This is a genomic window from Streptococcus sp. HMSC072C09 (assembly GCF_001813105.1).
GTDB lineage: Bacteria > Bacillota > Bacilli > Lactobacillales > Streptococcaceae > Streptococcus.
In genome coordinates, this window is record NZ_KV811505.1 from 81,747 (window position 1) to 101,750 (window position 20,004).

The window sequence follows — 20,004 nt, forward strand, 5'->3', positions numbered from 1 at the left end:
AGAGGCTAGGACTTTTGTCCCAGCCTCTTTTGTGTGCAAAAAAATAATTTAGGAAGCCTTGAGAATCTCATCTATTGGGGACTCTGCTACATACAATTTTCCCGTTTCTTATGTTGAATAATCGGTCAAGTTACAAAACAAAATTGCGATTCGTTTGAAAGCCCTTGCAAAACAATTGTGTTGCACGTATAATATAAGCGTAATACAATCATCTATTTTAAGGAGGTCTAGCGATGATTAGACGTTATAAAAAATTATTTTTATCATTCGTTGCTCTGCTCTCAGTCTTCCTACTAGCTTCTTGTTCTCAAAAACAAAGTGGCTCTAAAAATGCTGCTAAAACAGAAACAGCAAAAGTCGAAACGATTGATGGCGAATGGGAATTAGTCGATACTCTCGATGCTTTAACGGAATCCATCGGTGCCTATACCCTCCATGGAATCCACTTTGCACACTTGCTTGAATCTGTTAAAGACTTCAAAATGGACATGAAGATTGAAAACAATACGGCAACGATTAAATACGACTATAACATTGATAACTTTATTAAAGCTTTCTACACTGTCACAACAGAAGCTAGAGGCAAGACTGAAGAAGAATTCAAAAAAATCATGTATGACTCTCATGAAGGATTTGCAGGCGACTTTAAGAAATACAAAGTCAGCATGAATAAAGATACTGGCGTGTTTAGCTACGAAGCAACGGGTTCTATTGATCAAGGTGCCAAAACAATGACCTTTGATGAAGGACTTTCCGTAGCAAACTCATTCTTCTTCTCATTCGGTGAAAATCGCGTTTCGCCAAACACATATCACTACAAATTAAAAGACGACATGCTTTATGTCACGATTGACGGAAAAGCGAAGAAAAATAATCTTCCAGTTCACTATGAACTACACTTCAAACGTAAAGGCAGCACTACTCAAAAAGACCCTGTTCCAATTGAAGGAAAATGGCAAGCCATCGACTTCCGACCAGCTCTTGAACGTAGCTTAGCCTTTAAAGATTTTGACAATGATGATTCGGCTATCAAGCTGATCTATCCTGAGGCATGGAAAGATTTAAAACCAACGTTGAACATTACAGGTACATCTGTTGAATTCGACTATACTGTATCTCTAGCAGATGGTTTTGGAAGGTTCTACGATTACTTAAAACAAAAAGATGCATCTAAAGTGACTCAAACGAAAGAAGAATATATTAAAAATCAATTTATTAAATTATCAGTCAATCTACAGGATGGCGCTAAGGACTTGCCCAATACAACTTATGAATTTGATAGAGGTAATGCTAAAATTCATTCTGTTTTGAAGAACGGTAAATTAGATACAGCAAACCAAACGATTATCTTCCCAGAAGCTATCAATATTGTGCAACTTGCAACCATGTCCATTGGACCTGTCGCTAAAGAAACTACGTATAAATACTCTATTGATGGAGATATTTTAACGTTGACGATTGAGCAACGCGATGGACGGAATAATCTAAATACGGTTATTTCAGCAAAATTCAAAAAAGTGTCTGATGCAACGAGCAAGTAGTCATTCCACTGCTCCTTGAGAATTTCTCAAGGAGCTTTTTTGTGTGCAAAAAATAAAGAGCTTACACTCTATTAAAATACTTCGGTACCTTTGGTTCGGTTAGGAAGAAACATAGTCCCCCACCTTAATCTTTATTATGGAACGTAGTTTTCGCTCCGCTCAAACTGCATCAATGTACCTAAGCTCGTCTACGTCCCTATTGGACTTGACTCACTAAGGTACATAGAAAAAAAGCCACCGGTTTTGGTGGCTCTTATAGGGAGATTATTATGAAAAAGTTTTAGGAGTTTTATCATTCAAAGTTAGGAGGTCTTTGATGATGGTATTAGTATACGATAGGAAGCTTAAAATTTCCTTATAGTTTTTCTAAAAAATTTTTTTCGAGAAAAAGAGGATGTCCCAAGCAAGGATTTCACATCCTTGTTTGGGTCACCCCTTTCCTTCTTATTTCTTAGCGATGGCATGGTAGCTAGTCTTGCTGGTGAAGACTTGACCTGCTCTCAAGATGACCTTTTCAGCCTGGTCACTGTGAATGGCATCTGGCACTGTTTGGAATTCTAGAGCCAAGCCATTGTGCTGAATCATTGGTTGCCCTTGCAGATGAACAGTTTCGTCTACGAAATTGGCTGAATATACCACCAAGGCTGGTGCTTCTGACTTGAAGGTCAAGAAACGTCCAGATGGTTGATGGTAAAGAAAGCCAGCATTTTCATGCCCTTCTGGAAGAGCAAATGGATGGTCTAATCCTTCTACCAGGCGGATTTGCGGATCAGAGTCCTTAAAAAGATCCTCCAAGAGCATAGCTTGGTAGAGATGCTGAACAACCGGACTTTCTCTATCCACGGTCTGAAGAGGAACACCGTCTGGATGGATAGGGTAAAGCCCTTGATGATTGATCTGAAAGACATGGTCATTGATCGGCTGGGTGAAGTTTCCAGATAGGTTGAAATAGCTGTGGTTGGTCGGGTTGACCAAGGTATCTTGATCCGTTTCTACCCGATAGGCAATCTCAAGTTCACCATCTTCCGTCAAACCATAGGTTACCCAGATCTTGAGATTTCCAGGGAAACCGCCGGTACCATCTGCACGCTCTGTATACAGAGTGATTTCCTGATCCGTTACCGACTCAACGCTAAACAAGGCACTGTCCCAGCCCGTCGGTCCACTGTGGTTGCAGTTAGCACCGTTATTGGCTTCCAAGTGATAGGTTTGACCATTGAGTTCAAAACTTGCCCCTGCAATCCGGCCTGCTACCGGGCCAATACTAGCCCCATATTTAGGGCTATTGCCCACATAGTCCTCAAAGCGATCAAAGCCTAGAATAATATTCGTAAACTGATCTTCTTTATCAGGTGTCACATATTCTAAAATCGTCGCCCCATAGGTCATGATAGATAATTGGTAGCCCTTATCATTTTCGAGGCGATAAGCCCGAACCTCTTGATTCTGCCATTCCCCAAACACGCTTTCTTGATACTGTTTCACAAACCTTCTCCTCTCACTGTTTTTCTCCATTGTATCAGTTTCACAAGAAGAAACACTCCACTTTTTATAGAAAATTAGTGGCTATTCTTTATGAAATGGATGAATGATCACCCCTTGAACAACCCGATTGACGGTACCAGTTGGTGAAGGTGTATCTGGGCGATTTTGCACCTTGAGTGAAGTCAAAAGAGAAATCAATTGACCATAGATAATGTATGGGAAGGCACGGTAGATATCTAGGGAGTCTGCTGATGCTTCCACCAACACTTCCCGTACATGCTCAATCCCTGCAGCTTGATCGGTCCAAAGGACAACTTGACGGGCAATTTGATCCCCTGCAACTTCTCGAACCAAGTCCAGATCATACTGTCGGGTATAAGGATCAATGGATCCAAAGACCAAGACGAGGGTCTGATCATTGATGAGGGATTTCGGACCGTGACGGAATCCGACAGGACTCTCATACATGGTTGCGATTTTGCCTGCTGTTAATTCCAAAATCTTGAGTTGGGCTTCATGGGCTAGACCAAAGAAAGGTCCTGCCCCCAGATAGATCACGCGCTCGAAGTCCAGATCGACCACTTCCTTGACCGCACGGTCCTTCTCCAAGATTTGCTCAGATAGATGAACCAGCTCTGCTACTCGTTTTTCCTTGATCTCTTCCTCGCTTGGATCAAAGACCAAGAGAGCTGTCAAAAGCATAGAGGTAAAGCTAGAGGTCATCGCAAAGCCAGCATCGTTGGTTTCTTTTGGTTGGAGAAGCAAGAGATTGCGCTCATCCCCGTGGGCTTGCTGGGCCAGTTTTCCTTCTTCGGCACAGGTAATGGTGATCTGATAAAGTTCATCGACCAAGCCTTGGGCCAACTGCACGGTTGCGACACTTTCTGGCGAATTGCCACTCCGGGCAAAAGATACTAAAATCGTCGGAACCTCTTTTTTCAAATAGGTTTGAGGATGAGCTACGATATCCGTCGTCGCAATGGATTGAAAATTCCAGTGGCGTTCATCGTGCACTTCCTGCAAGTAAGGAACCAAGGTATCCCCCACATATGCTGAGGTTCCTGCCCCTGTCAAGATGACCTTGATATAGTCATGCTCTTGCCCAATCTTTTCTAAGAAAGCTTTGATTTCCGCTTTTCTTTCTTGGTACAAGCGAGCCGTTTCTTTCCAAACACTTGGTTGTTGGTAAATCTCACGTGTTGTGATCTCTGCTCCTAGCTCCTGCAAGTCTTCTTTTGTATAGTCTAACATAGAACCTGTTGTTCCTTTCTACAATCTAACGTTGATAAATGGGAAAGGAGCCTGAGATGATGCTCCCAGACTCCCATACCAACCTACTCATCTTCATCATCATCAAGGTTTGACAAGAGGTCATTGACCTTGACAATACTTTCTTTTGCACGTTCAGGGTAGTCCCCTTCATTACCAGTCAGGCTACTATTGATGAATTCGATAACCATCGGAAGATTCATCCCTGCGTATAAGTCAATCGCACGTCCTTCAAGGATCAAGCGGCTCACGGTGTTGCAAGGAGTTCCTCCCAAGAGATCGGCAAATACAATATAGTCTTCTAGACCTTGGACTGTTGCTTCGAATTTAGCAGTAAAGTCTTCTGGTCCTTCTTCTGGTAAGAGTGCAACCGTATGGATGGATTCTTGTGGTCCCATAATCATCTCTGTGCTCGCTTTGAGCTCTTCACAAAAGCGACCATGGCTGACCAATACTAACTCTTTTGCCATACCTTACTCCATTATGCCATTCCAAAGAAGAAGTGGCCAAATGCTGAGAATGCGATTGCTGCAAGGATGATGAGCAAGATAGCTTTTGTAGAGTTCATACCCTTACGTCCAAGCAACCAGTAGATTACACCTGTGATGATTGCTGGTACCAAACGTGGGAAGATAAGGTTGAGCATATCTTGAATTTCAATCGCTTTGTCCCCAATGTGTGGAGTCCAAGAAACTTCAACACCAATCATGCTGGCAATCAAGGCGCCAACCATGAAGATACCCAGAACGGCAGCTGCGTCGATCAAAGCTGTCAAGGTACTTTGCATGTTGTTGATGAGGTTAACCCCTTCTTTATAGGCAAATTCCAACTGTTTCCAACGGAAAATGTCATAAGCAACTGCCACAGCGATCCACAAGAAGATACCGGCTGGGTTTCCTGCAATAGCCAAAGTTGCTGCGATTGAACCCATAATAGCTGGTACCAATGATCCAAAGATTGAGTCCCCAAGAGGAGCGAATGGTCCCATGAGACCTGTCTTGATCCCGTTCACCGCATCTTTTGATTTGACACCATCTTTTTCTTCCAAAGCAAGGTCAAAACCAGTGATAATGGTGTGGAAGAATGGTGAAGTATTGAAGAATTGCGTATGCAATTTCATCATTTCTTTCAATTCTGGAGTGCCATCACCATACATTTTACGCAACTGAGGTAAAAGCATATAAAGGTAACCAGAAGCCTGCATCCGTTCGTAGTTCCAACCCAATTGGAAGGTGAAGAGGCTACGTTTGTTGATTTGTTTAAAATCTTCTTTTGTTAGTTTGTAATTAGAATTCGTCATCTTCAATTTCCCCGCTTTCTACATTGCTTGCTGGAGCAGCTACGACTGTACGTTGGCTGTTTTTGAAGTGTTGCACTGCAAGGAAGATACCGATAATGGCAATACCAATCATAGATACACTCTTGAAGTTGTTAACAAAAGTAATAGCTTGTTCTTTTGGAAGTTTAGCGAACACATCAGAACCAACAATGCTAGACACTGCAGCACCAAGGCTTTGAACATTGCTATAAAGCACTGTCAACATTGCTGTTAAGCCAAAACCAAGTGCAAGATAGTGAAGGTTACGACGAACAGGAAGGTAACGAAGCAAGATCGCAAATCCAAGACCTGGAAGCATTTGACCTGCGAGTTTCAGACCGTTTGCCAACCATTGTACATTAGCAAGACCTGTAACAACAGTTTCTACGAAAGAACCACCAAAGGCAAGCGCGAAGAAGACTGGAAGGGCACGAGAAAGAGCCCAAGGAACAGCACCAAGAAGGTAGTTGCGTTCAATTCCTTTATAGTCGTAACGTTCGATCGCAGCATCTACACGGTGAGCGAAGTAAGTTGTAGTCATACGACCAAGAATATCAAAGTAGGTCAACAAAGTTGCTACCGGCACAGCGATTGTAGCAATAGCAATCTCTGGATCAATCCCTTTTGCTACTGAGAAGGCAGTCGCAAGAACGGCACCAGATGTTGCGTCAATACGAGAAGCTCCACCGAAAGTACCTACACCGAGCACTGTCAATTGAAGAGAAGCTCCGATAAATAGACCTGTCTTTAAATCCCCCATGACAAGTCCTGTAATGAAACCAGCAAAGACTGGTGAGCCTGCTGATGAAACAATCGTCAACTCATCACAGATTTGATAAGCTGAGTACAAAGTAAGTAGTAAAATTTGCCACCATTGTATCATGACAATTTCCTCCTAAAAATTTTCTTTTACTTTAATAACTTCATAAAGTCTTCTGCAGTGTCGTTTGGCACCATCTGAGACGTAATCTTCACACCTTTTTCGTGGATCTTGTTGAAGTCTTCCACGTCCGCGTCCACCACATTGATCGAGCGGGTAATCGCGCGTGTCTCATCGGATTGAGACATATTGCCGACATTCAGCGTTTCAAGCTGAACGCCTGCTTCGATCAAACGAAGGAAACGATCTGGTTTGCGAGCTACGATAAAGAGTCGTTGGCTATCATATTTTCCAGCCAAGATATTTTCCGCAGCCTTTGCGACTGGCAAGATACTGAGCTTAACACCAGGTGGTGTCGCTAGTTTCAAGCCACTTTTTTCAATATCATTTTGAGCGACTTCATCATCGATCACCATGATACGTGAAACATTTAGTTTGGTAGTCCAAAGATTGGCTACCTGCCCGTGGATCAAACGTCCATCGATACGGCATCCTACAATAGTCATAAGTTTTCCCCCTTTACTTCTTTGAATGTAGGTTGTTGAACAAGTTGAAGTGTCTCTTGGTAACGCCCTTCTGTCTCAAAGACGATCAGGCTATTGGCTCCTTCTTTGAGGAAACCATGAGGCACATAAAGTGAAGTGGTCGGTCCGACCTCCCAGAAGCGACCAAGGTTATGGCCGTTGACAAAGACGACCCCTTTCCCAAATCCTGTCATATCCAGATAAGTGTCAAGGTTGTGGTCCAGCTGAAAATCATATCGGTAAAAGGCTGGAGCACCTGCCTGCCATTCCTTTGAAAAATCGAGCTGACTGAGATCTTGTAAATCCAGTGGGTACTGCTTCCAATGAAGGTGGAAGTGCAAATCCACACAGACACCTGTGCGAATGCCCTTGTGCTGGCTATCAGCTAAGAGCTTGTGACCATAGTTGACACGGCCCATATTCTCAAGCAAGATTTTTAAATTCGTAACCGCTTTCTTTTTTCCTTTGATAAAAAGATCTTCACCGATCTCTGTTTGGTATTGTGTTGCTACATGTTGATCATCCAGGTAAATTTGTACCCGATCCCGACCATCAATGATGCGCAATTTTTCTTCTTCCGCATCCAACTCAAGGTCTGTCTCATATAGTAGATAACCTGTGGTTTGCCCCAACTCTTCCATCTTTTCAGGATAAAGGCTGGTCTCGACTTGAGCCAAATTATCCAGATTCCCAAAAAGACTAGTCTTGGCTGCCAATTGCAAGGTTTGTTCTGGCAAACACTCTTTGATGAGTGGTTCTTGCTGTGGGTATTCCGGATAATAGGTCGCCATCATTTTTTGAATAGCATAATACTTCTCCGTCGGATTGCCCTGCTCATTGAGCAAAGCCCCATAGTCATAGGACGTCACCTGTGGCAAGTCTAGCGTTCCCCGAGCTGAGCAACCATTCATGAAGCCGAAATTGGTTCCGCCATGAAACATATAGAGGTTGATGGAACCAAGCTCCAAGACCTCATGGACAGCTTCTGCCAACTCCTCTGGGTCCCTTTGAATCACGGGTTCCTTCCAGCGGGTAAACCAGCCATCCCAGAATTCCATACACATCAAGGGCCATTTCTTGCCGTATTCGTCAAAGAATTCTTTCATCTGACCAAAGTTATAGGCTGCTTTGGAACCGAAGTTTCCTGTCACGAAGAGGTCTTCTTCGATCAAGGTTCCTGCTCTTAGCGTTGCTCGCCATGGACCATCTGATGTAAAGAGAGGACAGGTCACGCCTTTTCCCTTCATCAAATCCCGAATGGCACGAAGATAATCCTTATCTTCTCCATAAGAGCCGTACTCATTTTCCACCTGCATCATAAGGATTGGACCACCCCGATCCACTTGGTAGGGTGTCAACAACCCAAGCAAGCGATCATAATAACGATCCACCGCTTCGATAAAGGCTGGGTCTGATGAGCGGATTCGCAGGTCTTCTTCTAAGAGCCAAGCTGGCAATCCACCAAATTCCCACTCTGCACAGATAAAGGGCGACGGCCTTACAATCATGTAAAGTCCTAGGGACTGGGCTGTTTGAATGAAACGCTCTAGATCCAATCGGCCACTAAAGTCAAACTGCCCTTTGCGGGGTTCATGCGCATTCCAAGGAACATAGGTCTCAACCGTGTTAAAACCCAAAGCTTTTAGATTATACAAGGAATGATACCAGTCTGCTGGGTCAATACGGAAATAATGGATTGCTCCGGATAAAATCTTAAAGGGTTGACCTTTTAAATAGAAAGCATCGCGAATCTCAAAAACTCCCATAAACGCCCCCCTTTCTTATATGTAACCCTTTTCATTTATTAATATAATAAATTATTTAAAAAATGTCAACACTTTTATAAAAAATATGTTAAAATAGGGTTAAATAAGAGAAATCTAAAGAGAGGTAGCACTATGGCAATTCCAAAGTACCAACACATCAAAGATGAATTGAAGCAGCAAATTATCTCCGGAAAATTTGAAAATGGAGATAAATTTTATACTGAAGCTGAACTCATTAAAATTTATGATGTCAGCTCTATCACCGTTGTCCGTGCTTTGAACGACCTCGCTGCTGATGGTTACATTGTCCGCCAGCAAGGAAAAGGAACCTTTGTTTCTCGTGCTCGAAAACACAAACTGGTTGAATTTTCAGATGTTGAAACCTTCCCAATCCAAAAGGCCAAAGTCAAAGTTCTCTCTATTAAACGTGGAAATACCTTAAGCATCCTAGACAAACTAGGCCTCAACCCAACGCAATTCTACTATAAGATCGAACGGACTCGCCAGACAGGGGATGATACCTATATCTTCCACCAAACCTATGTTCCTGAACAATACATCAATCCAAACTATCCAAATTTGGAATACTACAGCTCTATCTATGATCGCTTCAAAGAAGACTACCACATTCATATGAATGACGAGCACTTCGAAGAAGTCAACGAAATCGTCTTTCCTACACCAAGCAAGGTTGCTAAAGTATTGAAGATCGACGAAAATTTCCCAACGGTCAAACAAGTGAAGACGACCAAGCTAGAAGCGACTGGCCAAATCCTTGAATACACGGAAACCTATAAACGCGGTGACTACTACAAGATTAAATTTATCTCCTGTGACCGCGATCACTAAGAACCAAAAAGACTGAGACATCTCGGTCTTTTTTATAGCTCCAGTATAGCATGTTGAAAACGATTTCTAAAGACCTCTTTAAAAATATATATAATTAGTGATAGTTTAGCTATAAAAAGTTTAAAAAGGGAGTGGGAAAGAACTCCGACTAGTTAAAAAGAGTTCGTCTTCCCCACCCCCGCACAGTTGAGTAGGGCTGTAAAAGCTGATGAAATCAGCGTAGTAGAGCCCACTCAACCACTGCGTCTTGCTCGACAACCTAAAAATAATTGAGAGGCTAGGACTTTTGTCCCAGTCTCTTTCGTCTATTTTTCAAATTCCCTTTTTCGTTGCGATTAGTCACCCAAACCGATGCGTTCAAAAATTTCATCCACCCGTTTGGTGTAGTAGCTTGGGTTGAAGATTTCGTCGATTTCTTCTTGAGTGAGACGAGAAGTCACTTCTGGATCTGCTTCAAGAAGTGGTTTGAAGTCTACTTGGTTATCCCATGATTGAGCAGTCTTCGGTTGAACAAGGTCGTAAGCTTGCTCACGTGTCATCCCTTTTTCAATCAAAGTCAACATGGCACGTTGGCTGAAGATCAAACCAAATGTAGAGTTCATGTTGCGGATCATGTTTTCTGGGAAGACCGTCAAGTTCTTAACGATATTTCCGAAACGGTTGAGCATGTAGTCAATCAAGATGGTTGTGTCTGGTGCAATGATACGCTCAGCTGATGAGTGAGAGATATCACGTTCATGCCAAAGGGCTACGTTTTCATAAGCTGTGACCATGTGACCACGGATCACACGCGCAAGACCGGTCATGTTTTCAGAACCGATAGGATTCCGTTTGTGAGGCATTGCTGAAGATCCTTTTTGACCTTTGGCAAAGAATTCTTCCACTTCACGTTGTTCAGATTTTTGAAGACCACGGATTTCAGTTGCCATCCGCTCGATAGAAGTTGCGATGCTCGCAAGAACTGCAAAGTACTCAGTATGAAGGTCACGAGGAAGGACCTGTGTAGAGATTTCTTGAGCACGGATACCCAATTTATCGCAGACGTATTTTTCAACGAATGGTGGGATGTTGGCAAAGTTCCCAACCGCACCAGAAATCTTACCAGCTTCCACGCCAGCAGCCGCATGCTCGAAACGCTCGATGTTGCGCTTCATTTCGCTGTACCAAGTCGCCAATTTCAAACCAAATGTTGTCGGCTCAGCGTGCACACCGTGGGTACGACCCATCATGATAGTGAACTTGTGTTCTTTCGCTTTGTCAGCGATGATGTTGAGGAAGTTTTCAAGGTCCTTGCGGATGATGTCGTTGGCTTGTTTGTATAGGTAACCATAGGCCGTATCTACCACGTCAGTAGAAGTCAAACCATAGTGAACCCACTTACGTTCTTCACCAAGCGTTTCAGAAACCGCACGTGTGAAGGCCACCACATCGTGACGCGTTTGCTGCTCGATTTCAAGAATACGGTCGATGTTAAAGTCCGCTTTTTCGCGAATCAAAGCCACATCTTCCTTAGGGATTTCCCCCAACTCAGCCCAGGCTTCGTCAGCCAAGATTTCCACCTCAAGCCAAGCACGGTATTTATTTTCTTCAGTCCAAATGTTCGCCATTTCTGGGCGAGAGTAACGTTCGATCATATTATTATTTTCCTTTCTTTTTAAAAAATTTACAAATATTATCTACTTCTATTCAAAAGCTCTTTAGCTTTCTCTATCCTCAATTGCCAACTTGCTTTTTTATCCTCTTGTGAACTCCTTAAGATTGCTTCTTCTAAAATTAAAATCTCATCTGCATATTGTTTCAAACTACGAAAAGCTTTTGAATATTCATTATATAAGGCTGGCGCGTCATATCCTAAAACTCGAGCTCTATCATATAAAGCTATAGCCTGCTCTATTTCACCTTGTTTTCTTAGTTTTTGACCTTTCTGAAACAAAGGGAATCCTTGGTCAAATGCCTTATCAAAATCATTCAAATTATTAATTTTCTCAATTGGAATTCTATTATATGAACTACGTAAAGAATTAAAACTATACGACAAACCCTCATGACTAGGTAAACTTAATTGTTTTAAATATTTCCATACATCAATTAAATGATAACATGGGATTTTGCAACCAATTCTTTCCTCTGCATTTTTCATATTTACTTCATAATTGACAACAGAGTCATCAGATAGATAAATCCAAGAAGTAACTGATTTAGCAAAGCGAGTTTTCAAAATAGTTGAATTAATTTGTTTTAACCATCTTTGGACATCTGATAAATATTTATTGAATTCTCCGCCATAAACAATTGTAGCCTCTTGTTGTGAAATACTTCCTTCAACAAAATATACTTTTTGTAGCATAGCTAGTTCAACTTCATCAAAAGGCCTGTACTGGGCTTTAAAATAATGTTCATCAATTTCGCTTGCAAATAGTACAGGCGATGTCTCAAATTTATAAGGCGGCGTTGACAAAGCAGGTCCGTATCCATTATCACGTTTAGTATCAAACGGAATAATTCTATTTGTTAATCTATGCGTTGTTTCATTTAAGATTCTTTTGATTTCTGTAGACTCGTACTCAAGAGCCTCTTCTTCTGATAAATTATCTTTTAGAATTTCTACAACTGTCTCATACTGAGATCTTATTTTCTCTGCTTCGTACGCTCTATCGTGTTTGCCGTATGCTCTATCGCCTTTCCCTTTACCAATATAGAATATTTCTCCAGTATCCTTGATTTTCCAGGCATAAACATAATACTCGTTATTAAAAGAAGTTAGCGGATTGTTTCTGTCCGTTTCTTCAATTTGAATATTATTTCTATACAATAAAGAAGAATTTTTTGACTCACAAGTAAAACAAATACCTTCTTGATTGACTCTTAAGAATATTCCTTTTTCCCCACAAACTACACACTTAGCCATTATTTTTTCTCACTCAATATCCTCTCTCCTAATCAAAAAAGATGAAGAGTTTCTACTGTATTTAAATCCGTATCCATAGATATATTATAGATGTCTAAATAATTTCCGAATATTCAGGTATCGAAACTTGTATTCATCGAACTATTCCAATAAATGAGCTAACGATTCCTTAGTTATTTCTACTCCTTCCCATAAATACGAATTCCATTAATTCTCCAAAATCTCTGAATTCATCAAAAGTACGCTCATCGTTTTCAGGAAAATATAAATTATTTAATCTATAGTATTTTTTAACTTTTTCAATATCGTTAGAGAACTTATTTTTCACAGCCTTATAATACTGTTTAGCTTCCTCTATATTACTTGAAGTAAGAACGTTATTATTTTCATAATATTTTTTTGCTTGTTCGAAATTAGAATATAGTTTGCCCGATTCATTTTTATCTGTTCTACTATCACTAATTTTGTCAAGTAATAAATCATAAACATTATCGAACTTCCACAATTGAATACTCACTGTAAATTGGGTTGCAGAAACAGGAACTCCTCTTTTAACATAGTATTCCTCAGCTTCCTCTTGATTAGGATAATGTAGTTGGAGAAGTTTACTTTTCTCATTCTCTAACCAATTCAAAGCAGTCGATTTATTAAAAGTTTTAATAATTGATAAACAATATCTATTTGCAATTTGTAGATTAGCTTCACTATCATACAAATACTTTAAAGTCTTATATCTTATAATTGGGGGCAACAACGAAAATTCACGCATAACCTGAGAGGGAGATAATAAATTCATAGGATACTTCAAAAAGTAATCAATGAACAGATAAGCATATAAATCAAATAAGCCATCTTTTACTTGATTGAGCTCATTATTAGAAAACTCTTCTGTATGTTGAGTATGTGTCCCCTCGTTTCCTAATGGACGTATTCTTTCAATTATCTTTAGTAAATCTTCTTTCCTGTTTTCTTGAAGCCTATCTAATTCGTCTCTGAAATCTCTTTGAATTGTCCCTAACATTAATTTTCTATCACTTCCAACATTAATAATCTTTCTCACTAAGATTTCTGAAAACTGCCTAATTCCACTTATTTTCCCTCTTTTTGAGCTTTCAATATAAAAAGTATCGTGAATCAAATCACCAATCATTCGTTCATATTCAAGGCTATTAAAATCTACCATATCAAGCTCCCTATTCAAATTCTTCTTTCCCAATCCACACAGATGGATAATGATCCAGCGTATTCAAATCCGTATCCAGTGGGACATCATAGATAGCTAAATAGTTTTCAGGATATTGAGCCGTTAGCTCTTCATACTTCGCTTTCACTTTTTCGTGATCGCTACTAGCATACAAAACTTCGACGACTGCCCCCGTCTTATCTTTTTCAACAAATGCGTTGACGATGAGTTGAATCATAAAACCTCCTAAATCGAAATGCCCTTCATATTTGCTTCCAGAATGGGCATCTCAACACCTAACTCCTGACCTGTCTGATAAACACTTTGACAACAGTAGAAAATGTCCTGCTTATCATTGTGCAAGGTCATAATTTTTCGGGTCAGCTCATTTTTCGCAAACATGACTTTCATGGCTTTTCCTGCTATCCAAGCCGGGATTTTGTATGGCAATAGTTCTGCTTTGTAAAGCTTCAAATTCACACCACGCGCTTCTACGACTTTCAAAGCCTCTCGAATGGCCTTGATGGCCAATGATAATTCTGAAGAACTATTCATCAAGTTCAGAGCCAATTCTTCTGGATTTTCCAGATTTCCCGAACGTGCAGCTGTCGAAGTGACACCCGCATTAATCGCCATGTGAATCCAAATCCACTCGACCATATCATGAGGCACTTCCCACTTCAAATCTGCAGAAGTCAGTAAAGTCGTCAGATCAGTATAGTTAGAAATCTGTGCTTTTTGCTCACCTTCTAGCATTAAATGGTCAAACAAGACACCATCCAAATGGTCCTCCTGCATGTGACCTCCAGCTATTGGAAAAGCCAGAATATAGTCGTAATCTCCTGCCCACTCTTGGACATCTTTTCGTGTATTCCAGAAATTGCAGAAGAAAACGAGAGTGCCTTTGATATTATTTTTTCGCAAGGTCTCCACAGCTTCTTTGACAAGCCCATGGCGCACACTCAGAAAAATAAAATCATATTCTGAATCAGCTTCTGCCACATGAACCTCATAGGTGTCGTGTTTGTTTTCACCTTTGGAATGATAGCGACCATCTAGTAGATCAACCGACAACTCCTTCGGAGCTGTACTTTTCTTACTATCTCTCAGTACGTGTTCCACTTGATGGCCTGCTTTTTGAAAGGCGTAGGCATAAGTGGTCCCGATGACTCCAAGTCCTAGAATCGCTATTTTCACTTAAAAATCAATTCCTTTCCTTCAGTAATTGTCTGGATTCTCTTGTTTAAGAAATGAGTTGAATCATATATTCCCCCCCATTCAATATAAATACTATTCTTCCTCAGAATCTTCGTAAACACAAAATTCAATCGAAAGTTTTATAGGGCGACTTGTTAATCCACAAGTCTTTATATAATCATAGACCTCATCATCATCGAGGATATGCTTTATAACTAGTCGATTATTTGTTATCTCTACAACATGAATCCCTTCTGTATCAGGAATTTCTGGAATCTCTACATCGTCCGCATAAGTAAATGTTAGAGTAGTAATATCATCTTCGAATACATCATCGAATTCTTCTACCATTTTAAAAATCTATCCCTTTCCATCAGTAGTTGTCTGGATTCTCTTGTTTAACAAAAGCGTTGACAATAATTTGAATCATAAACTGGTCTCCATTTAGCTTTAAAGATTATCATTTTCTGAGTCTTCATGTATAGAAAATTCAAATGAAATTCTCTCAGGATGTCTAGGCAGACCGTAACTACTCAGATAATCCTTAACTTCCTTCACGGAACAAGAATATTCTAAGACTAGCTGATTGCCAGCTCTGTCTAAAATATGAATCCCCTCTCTATCCGCAATCTCTGGAACAATCAAATCGTCCGTATAAGTCAGTGTTACGGTCGTTATTTCATCATCCAGCAACTCATCAAATTCTTCTGTCATTTCAAAAATCAATCCCTTTTCCAAACTCTTCAACCTTATCTGGTTCATCACTAAACAAAGTCACATGTCCCATTTTGCGGTTGTGCTTTGCTTCTAGTTTACCATATAAGTGGAGGTGAGCGCTTGGATTTTCTGTCACATATGTTTCAGCAGCTTCGACGTGTTGGCCGAGAACATTGAGCATGACAGCAGGCGCATGAAGGTGGATTGCTGGGAGTGGTGCTCCGAGAACACCCAAGATGTGGGTATCAAACTGAGAGAAGTCGCAGGCTTCAATTGAGTAGTGCCCTGAATTGTGTGGACGTGGGGCGATTTCATTGACAATGATGTCATCAGCTGTCGCAAACATTTCTACACAAAGCGTACCAGAGAGGTTCAGTTGTTCGCCGATTCGCACTGCCATGGCCTTGGCTTTTTCAGCTAGACTTTCTGAAATGCGAGCAGGCACAATGGTTTTTGAAAGAATGTTGTTGCGGTGGATATTTTCCTGAACGGGGAAAACCGTCACGTCCTTGCCATTTCCAGACACGATGACCGAAATTTCAAGATCAAAGTTGACAAATTCTTCCAAGACACAGTCTGCCGAGTCAGCTAGCGCATAGGCTTCTTCCAAATCTTCTTCTGAACGAATGACCTTCTGACCATGGCCATCGTAACCACCGGTCGCCGTCTTGAGAACATAGTTTTTCGAGAGGTCGATATCTGACAAGTCTATGCTTGAGGTCACGACCTTGTAAGGAGCCACAGTGACTTGGGCCTTGTTGGAAAGAAAGTCCTTCTCAAAAATCCGGTTTTGGGAGATACGAAGCAGGTCTGTCCCTTGTGGAAGCTGTCCTTCTTTGATAACAGCATCCAAACCATCAGCATCCACATTTTCAAATTCATAAGTGAGAACATCACAGCGATCTGCCAACTGACGAAGGGCATCCACGTCGTCGTAAGGAGCTATGATGATTTCCGCCACACGAGAGGCTGGGCAATCAGCTGCTGGATCCAAGGCAATAACCTTGTGTCCCATGTAGATAGCTGAGATCGCCATCATCTGACCGAGTTGACCACCACCGATGATCCCAATGGTTTTAGTTGAGCTCATTTGTAGACTCCTCTGCGATTTTTCCTTGTTCTTCTGCGAAATCCGCTAACGCTGTCGCAATAGCCTGGTCCTCTACCGAAAGAAGGCGGAGGGCAAAGAGGGCCGCGTTAGTCGCACCTGCTTCACCGATCGCCATAGTTGCGACAGGCACTCCACCTGGCATCTGAACGATGGAATAAAGTGAATCTACACCGCTAAGGGCACGTGATTTGACGGGTACGCCGATAACCGGAAGGGTCGTTTTAGCTGCGACCATCCCTGGCAAGTGAGCTGCGCCACCCGCACCCGCGATGATGACCTTGATGCCACGGCTACGTGCTTCTTCGGCGTGTTTGAACATGAGGTTGGGCGTCCGATGGGCGGAAACAACTTTCTTTTCATAAGCGACACCGAAGTTATCGAGGACTTCAGCAGCTTTTTGCATGGTTGCCCAGTCAGATTTTGAGCCCATGATGATGGAAATTACTGGTTTCATTTTTAATCCTTTTTCTTTTTTTGATAATGGTCTTAGGTGGTGGGGACGGAAGCAAACCTTCGGTTTCATTCCTAAACTTTGAGTCTAAGGTCTCAAAGTTTCCCCCGACCAGAACAGATGCTGTTCCGGTCTTTTCACCACGGCGACCATTATCGGGTTTAGCGACTTCGTCGCGCTATTCTTGTACTTCTACTTTATCGCCTTGCTACCGATATCATTTCGATAGAAGAGGCCTTCTGTGTTTTGTTTGTTGAGTTCGTTGTAGATAATGTTTTGGCCGTCTTTGACGGTATCTGCTGTTGTGACGAGCATGTAGACACGTCCTCCGTTTGAAAGGAGGTCTTGACTATTTTCAGCGAATTTGGCACCAGCATAGTAAGTGATGATGTCGCCCTCTGTATTGGCTGGAAGCTTGACACCCTTCTCATAAGCGAGTGGGTAGCCGTTTGATGCTACAACTACGCCCAGTGTCACACCCTTGTCCGTCCAAGTAATGGCCGGCTCTTTGCCATCCAAAATATCAGTAATATTTTGTGCAAAATCAGATGTCAAACGAGGCAAGATAATTTGTGTTTCAGGATCGCCAAAACGAGAGTTGAACTCGATGACTTTCGGTCCATCAGCTGTCAAGATTAGCCCCGCGTAAAGGACACCAAGATACGGACGACCTTCTTTGATCATGCCTTCAAGAACTGGCTTGACAATGGTGTCAACCGCTGTGTCAACCACGCTCTGTGGCAAGTGAGGAACTGGCGCATAGGCACCCATTCCACCAGTGTTAGGACCCTTGTCACCATCGTAGGCACGTTTGTGGTCCTGAGCTGTTGGCATGATGTAGAACTTGTCCCCATTGACAAAGGCAAAGAGAGAGAACTCTTCCCCGTCAAGGAATTCCTCGATGATCACACGCGCACCAGAGTCCCCAAATTTATTGTCCAAAAGCATCTCGTGAGCGGCTTCGACGGCTTGCTCAACCGTCTCCGCAACGACGACACCTTTCCCAAGAGCTAAGCCGTCTGCCTTGACGACGATTGGAGCACCTTTTTCCTCGATGTAGGCCTTGGCTTCTTCGAAATCTGAAAAAGTCCCATAGGCTGCTGTCGGAACGTCGTATTTGACCATGATTTCCTTTGCAAAATCCTTAGACCACTCAAGCTCAGCCGCAGCCTTGGTCGGACCAAAGGCTTTGAGTCCAGCCGCATTGAAATCATCCACGATACCAGCTGCAAGGGCATCATCTGGACCGATAAAGGTCCAAGCAATATCGTTCGCTTTTGCGAAGTCAATCAGCTTAGAATGTTCGGAAATTCCGATATTGATTAAATCAAGACCGTCCAATGTCATCCCGTCATTACCAGGAGCCACAAAAACCTGCTCAACGTCTCTAGACTCCAACAATTTCTTAGCAATCGCATGCTCACGACCGCCAGATCCAACAACCAAAAGTTTCATCTCGAACCTCTTTTGCGAATTATTTTATTAAATTATATCATAATCGTTCGTTTTATTCTAATGATTTCAGCAAAAGTCTCCTATTTCCAGTAGAATCCAAACATTTTTTGCTATTTTCTCCTATTTCTCATTTTTTTCCGAATAGTATAGGTGAGACCTACTAATTGACGAAAAGGAGTATTATGCAAACGATCAAAAAATTTGTCGTACTGACTTGTGCGACATGGGGGATGCAAGCCTCTATTGCCCATGCAGATCAAGCGACCAATGCGATCTATGCCGAAAAAGGGCAGCTGATGATTCATCTTGGAAATGTCCCGGATAAGTATCATAAGATCCAAGTTCCCATCTGGTCTGACCAAAATGGCCAAGATGACCTGACTTGGTATCCTGTGGAACACAGTGACAAGGGATTTGACCTACAAGTGCCATTGACCAACCATTCTGATCAAGCCGGACTTTATCATGTCCATGTCTATGGGGTGGAGGCAAATGAACAGTTAACCGGTCTTTACCCTCTCACGACCAGAGTCCAGCAAAAAGACCTCGCCTCTTCCCAACCCAAGATTACGATCACACCCATCTCCTCACAAGAATTTGAGGTAGACCTAAAGTTGTTCGAAGACGTTGACGAGATTGTATTCCCCATCTGGTCTGAAGAAAATGGGCAGGATGATTTAGTCTGGTATCCCGCAAAGAAGATCGCACCTAGACATTTCCAACTGCGCTTTCAAGCTCAAAAACACAAGGGAAGCGGGCTATTTCACCTACATGTCTATCAGAAAAGCCAGGGACAACTAAAAGGGCTATTCCCCACTACATTTCAAGTAGAAAAGGCAAAGCCAAAGCTCACTCCACTCGCGACACATCCGGGAAACACCTACCCCATTGGTGAGTGCACCTGGGGAGCCAAAGAATTAGCCCCTTGGGCCCACAACTGGTGGGGAAATGGCGGCATGTGGGCAGCTAGCGCACGCGCTGCGGGATTCCGGACAGGAGACACTCCAGAGGTCGGTGCCATCGCCTGTTGGGACAATGGGGGATATGGCCATGTTGCCTTGGTTACAGACGTCGAACATGACCAAAAAATTCAGATCCAAGAGGCTAACTACAACGGCCATCGCTATATCGACAACTTCCGTGGTTGGTTCGATCCAACCAACCCCATCTGGGGAACCGTCACCTACATCTACCCAGATTAAGGTCTTCATAACCAGCAGAAAGGGAGTGGGAAAGAACTCAGACTATTTAAAAAAGGTTGAAAAGGTTCCCCAAACCTTTTCAATCTTCCCACCCCGCACAGCTTCAACAGTCTGGGAGACTGTTGAAGGTTGTGGATAAAGGAAACTT

General features: G+C 42.2%; 20 protein-coding genes. 3 read left to right on the forward strand and 17 right to left on the reverse strand.

Translation table 11 applies throughout. The features are described from left to right. Positions 1 to 233: 233 nt before the first annotated feature. The gene (locus HMPREF2893_RS09890; protein WP_070675955.1) at positions 234 to 1,541 is read left to right on the forward strand and encodes a hypothetical protein; all 1,308 of its coding nucleotides are present in this window, start codon (positions 234 to 236) and stop codon (positions 1,539 to 1,541) included. Positions 1,542 to 1,985: 444 nt separating this feature from the next. Here HMPREF2893_RS09890 and HMPREF2893_RS09895 read toward each other — a convergent pair whose 3' ends face one another. The 7 genes from HMPREF2893_RS09895 to HMPREF2893_RS09925 all read right to left on the reverse strand — a co-directional run bounded on the left by HMPREF2893_RS09895 (position 1,986) and on the right by HMPREF2893_RS09925 (position 8,783). After that, positions 1,986 to 3,026, reverse strand: a complete 1,041-nt coding sequence (locus HMPREF2893_RS09895) for an aldose epimerase family protein (protein ID WP_070675957.1) — start codon at positions 3,024 to 3,026, stop codon at positions 1,986 to 1,988. An 81-nt stretch (positions 3,027 to 3,107) separates the two neighbouring features. Beyond that, on the reverse strand, positions 3,108 to 4,277 hold the full coding sequence (locus tag HMPREF2893_RS09900) for an SIS domain-containing protein (RefSeq protein ID WP_070675959.1): 1,170 nt from the start codon (positions 4,275 to 4,277) through the stop codon (positions 3,108 to 3,110). Between the two features lie 83 nt (positions 4,278 to 4,360). Further along, entirely contained in the window at positions 4,361 to 4,765 is a 405-nt protein-coding gene (locus HMPREF2893_RS09905; protein WP_003002366.1) for a PTS sugar transporter subunit IIA, read from the reverse strand. A gap of 11 nt (positions 4,766 to 4,776) precedes the next feature. After that, positions 4,777 to 5,595, reverse strand: a complete 819-nt coding sequence (locus tag HMPREF2893_RS09910; RefSeq protein ID WP_023920055.1) for a PTS system mannose/fructose/sorbose family transporter subunit IID — start codon at positions 5,593 to 5,595, stop codon at positions 4,777 to 4,779. Further along, positions 5,582 to 6,496: a PTS mannose/fructose/sorbose/N-acetylgalactosamine transporter subunit IIC gene (locus HMPREF2893_RS09915; protein WP_049483971.1), complete on the reverse strand. Its 915-nt coding sequence runs from the start codon at positions 6,494 to 6,496 to the stop codon at positions 5,582 to 5,584. The genes HMPREF2893_RS09910 and HMPREF2893_RS09915 overlap by 14 nt, the downstream gene beginning before the upstream one ends. A 26-nt stretch (positions 6,497 to 6,522) precedes the next feature. After that, positions 6,523 to 6,999, reverse strand: coding sequence for a PTS sugar transporter subunit IIB (locus HMPREF2893_RS09920; protein ID WP_003009322.1), 477 nt, complete (start codon positions 6,997 to 6,999; stop codon positions 6,523 to 6,525). Next, positions 6,996 to 8,783, reverse strand: coding sequence for a glycoside hydrolase family 35 protein (locus HMPREF2893_RS09925; protein ID WP_049483972.1), 1,788 nt, complete (start codon positions 8,781 to 8,783; stop codon positions 6,996 to 6,998). Before HMPREF2893_RS09925 ends, HMPREF2893_RS09920 begins: the two co-directional genes overlap by 4 nt. A gap of 132 nt (positions 8,784 to 8,915) precedes the next feature. Here HMPREF2893_RS09925 and HMPREF2893_RS09930 point away from each other — a divergent pair, with 132 nt between their 5' ends. After that, on the forward strand, positions 8,916 to 9,632 hold the full coding sequence (locus HMPREF2893_RS09930) for a GntR family transcriptional regulator (RefSeq protein WP_049472675.1): 717 nt from the start codon (positions 8,916 to 8,918) through the stop codon (positions 9,630 to 9,632). A gap of 335 nt (positions 9,633 to 9,967) precedes the next feature. On the opposite strand, the gene purB is transcribed toward HMPREF2893_RS09930, so the two are convergent. The 10 genes from purB to purD form a co-directional block, all read right to left on the reverse strand. After that, positions 9,968 to 11,266, reverse strand: coding sequence for an adenylosuccinate lyase (purB, locus tag HMPREF2893_RS09935; RefSeq protein WP_070675961.1), 1,299 nt, complete (start codon positions 11,264 to 11,266; stop codon positions 9,968 to 9,970). A gap of 38 nt (positions 11,267 to 11,304) precedes the next feature. Next, the gene (locus HMPREF2893_RS09940; protein ID WP_070675962.1) at positions 11,305 to 12,540 is read right to left on the reverse strand and encodes a hypothetical protein; all 1,236 of its coding nucleotides are present in this window, start codon (positions 12,538 to 12,540) and stop codon (positions 11,305 to 11,307) included. A 169-nt stretch (positions 12,541 to 12,709) separates the two neighbouring features. Further along, on the reverse strand, positions 12,710 to 13,723 hold the full coding sequence (locus HMPREF2893_RS09945) for a hypothetical protein (protein ID WP_070675966.1): 1,014 nt from the start codon (positions 13,721 to 13,723) through the stop codon (positions 12,710 to 12,712). Between the two features lie 10 nt (positions 13,724 to 13,733). After that, entirely contained in the window at positions 13,734 to 13,961 is a 228-nt protein-coding gene (locus HMPREF2893_RS09950; RefSeq protein ID WP_045613324.1) for a hypothetical protein, read from the reverse strand. A gap of 8 nt (positions 13,962 to 13,969) precedes the next feature. Further along, the gene (locus tag HMPREF2893_RS09955; RefSeq protein WP_070675969.1) at positions 13,970 to 14,920 is read right to left on the reverse strand and encodes a ketopantoate reductase family protein; all 951 of its coding nucleotides are present in this window, start codon (positions 14,918 to 14,920) and stop codon (positions 13,970 to 13,972) included. A gap of 93 nt (positions 14,921 to 15,013) precedes the next feature. Continuing rightward, entirely contained in the window at positions 15,014 to 15,271 is a 258-nt protein-coding gene (locus HMPREF2893_RS09960) for a hypothetical protein (RefSeq protein WP_070675970.1), read from the reverse strand. A gap of 99 nt (positions 15,272 to 15,370) precedes the next feature. Beyond that, positions 15,371 to 15,634 carry a hypothetical protein gene (locus tag HMPREF2893_RS09965; RefSeq protein ID WP_070675972.1) on the reverse strand — a complete coding sequence of 88 codons (264 nt, stop codon included), beginning with the start codon at positions 15,632 to 15,634 and terminating at the stop codon, positions 15,371 to 15,373. 1 nt (position 15,635) lies between these two features. Beyond that, complete coding sequence (gene purK, locus HMPREF2893_RS09970) at positions 15,636 to 16,727, reverse strand: 5-(carboxyamino)imidazole ribonucleotide synthase (protein ID WP_070675974.1); 1,092 nt, start codon at positions 16,725 to 16,727, stop codon at positions 15,636 to 15,638. Continuing rightward, positions 16,714 to 17,202 (reverse strand): 5-(carboxyamino)imidazole ribonucleotide mutase, encoded by a 489-nt coding sequence (gene purE / locus HMPREF2893_RS09975; RefSeq protein WP_070675976.1) that lies wholly within the window; start codon positions 17,200 to 17,202, stop codon positions 16,714 to 16,716. The genes purK and purE overlap by 14 nt, the downstream gene beginning before the upstream one ends. A 189-nt stretch (positions 17,203 to 17,391) precedes the next feature. Then, a complete protein-coding gene (gene purD / locus HMPREF2893_RS09980) occupies positions 17,392 to 18,654 on the reverse strand; it encodes a phosphoribosylamine--glycine ligase (RefSeq protein ID WP_070675978.1) in 1,263 nt (420 codons plus the stop codon). A 182-nt stretch (positions 18,655 to 18,836) separates the two neighbouring features. On the opposite strand from purD, the gene HMPREF2893_RS09985 reads away from it, so the two are divergent. Continuing rightward, a complete protein-coding gene (locus HMPREF2893_RS09985) occupies positions 18,837 to 19,856 on the forward strand; it encodes a GBS Bsp-like repeat-containing protein (protein ID WP_070675980.1) in 1,020 nt (339 codons plus the stop codon). The last annotated feature ends 148 nt before the right edge of the window (positions 19,857 to 20,004 follow it).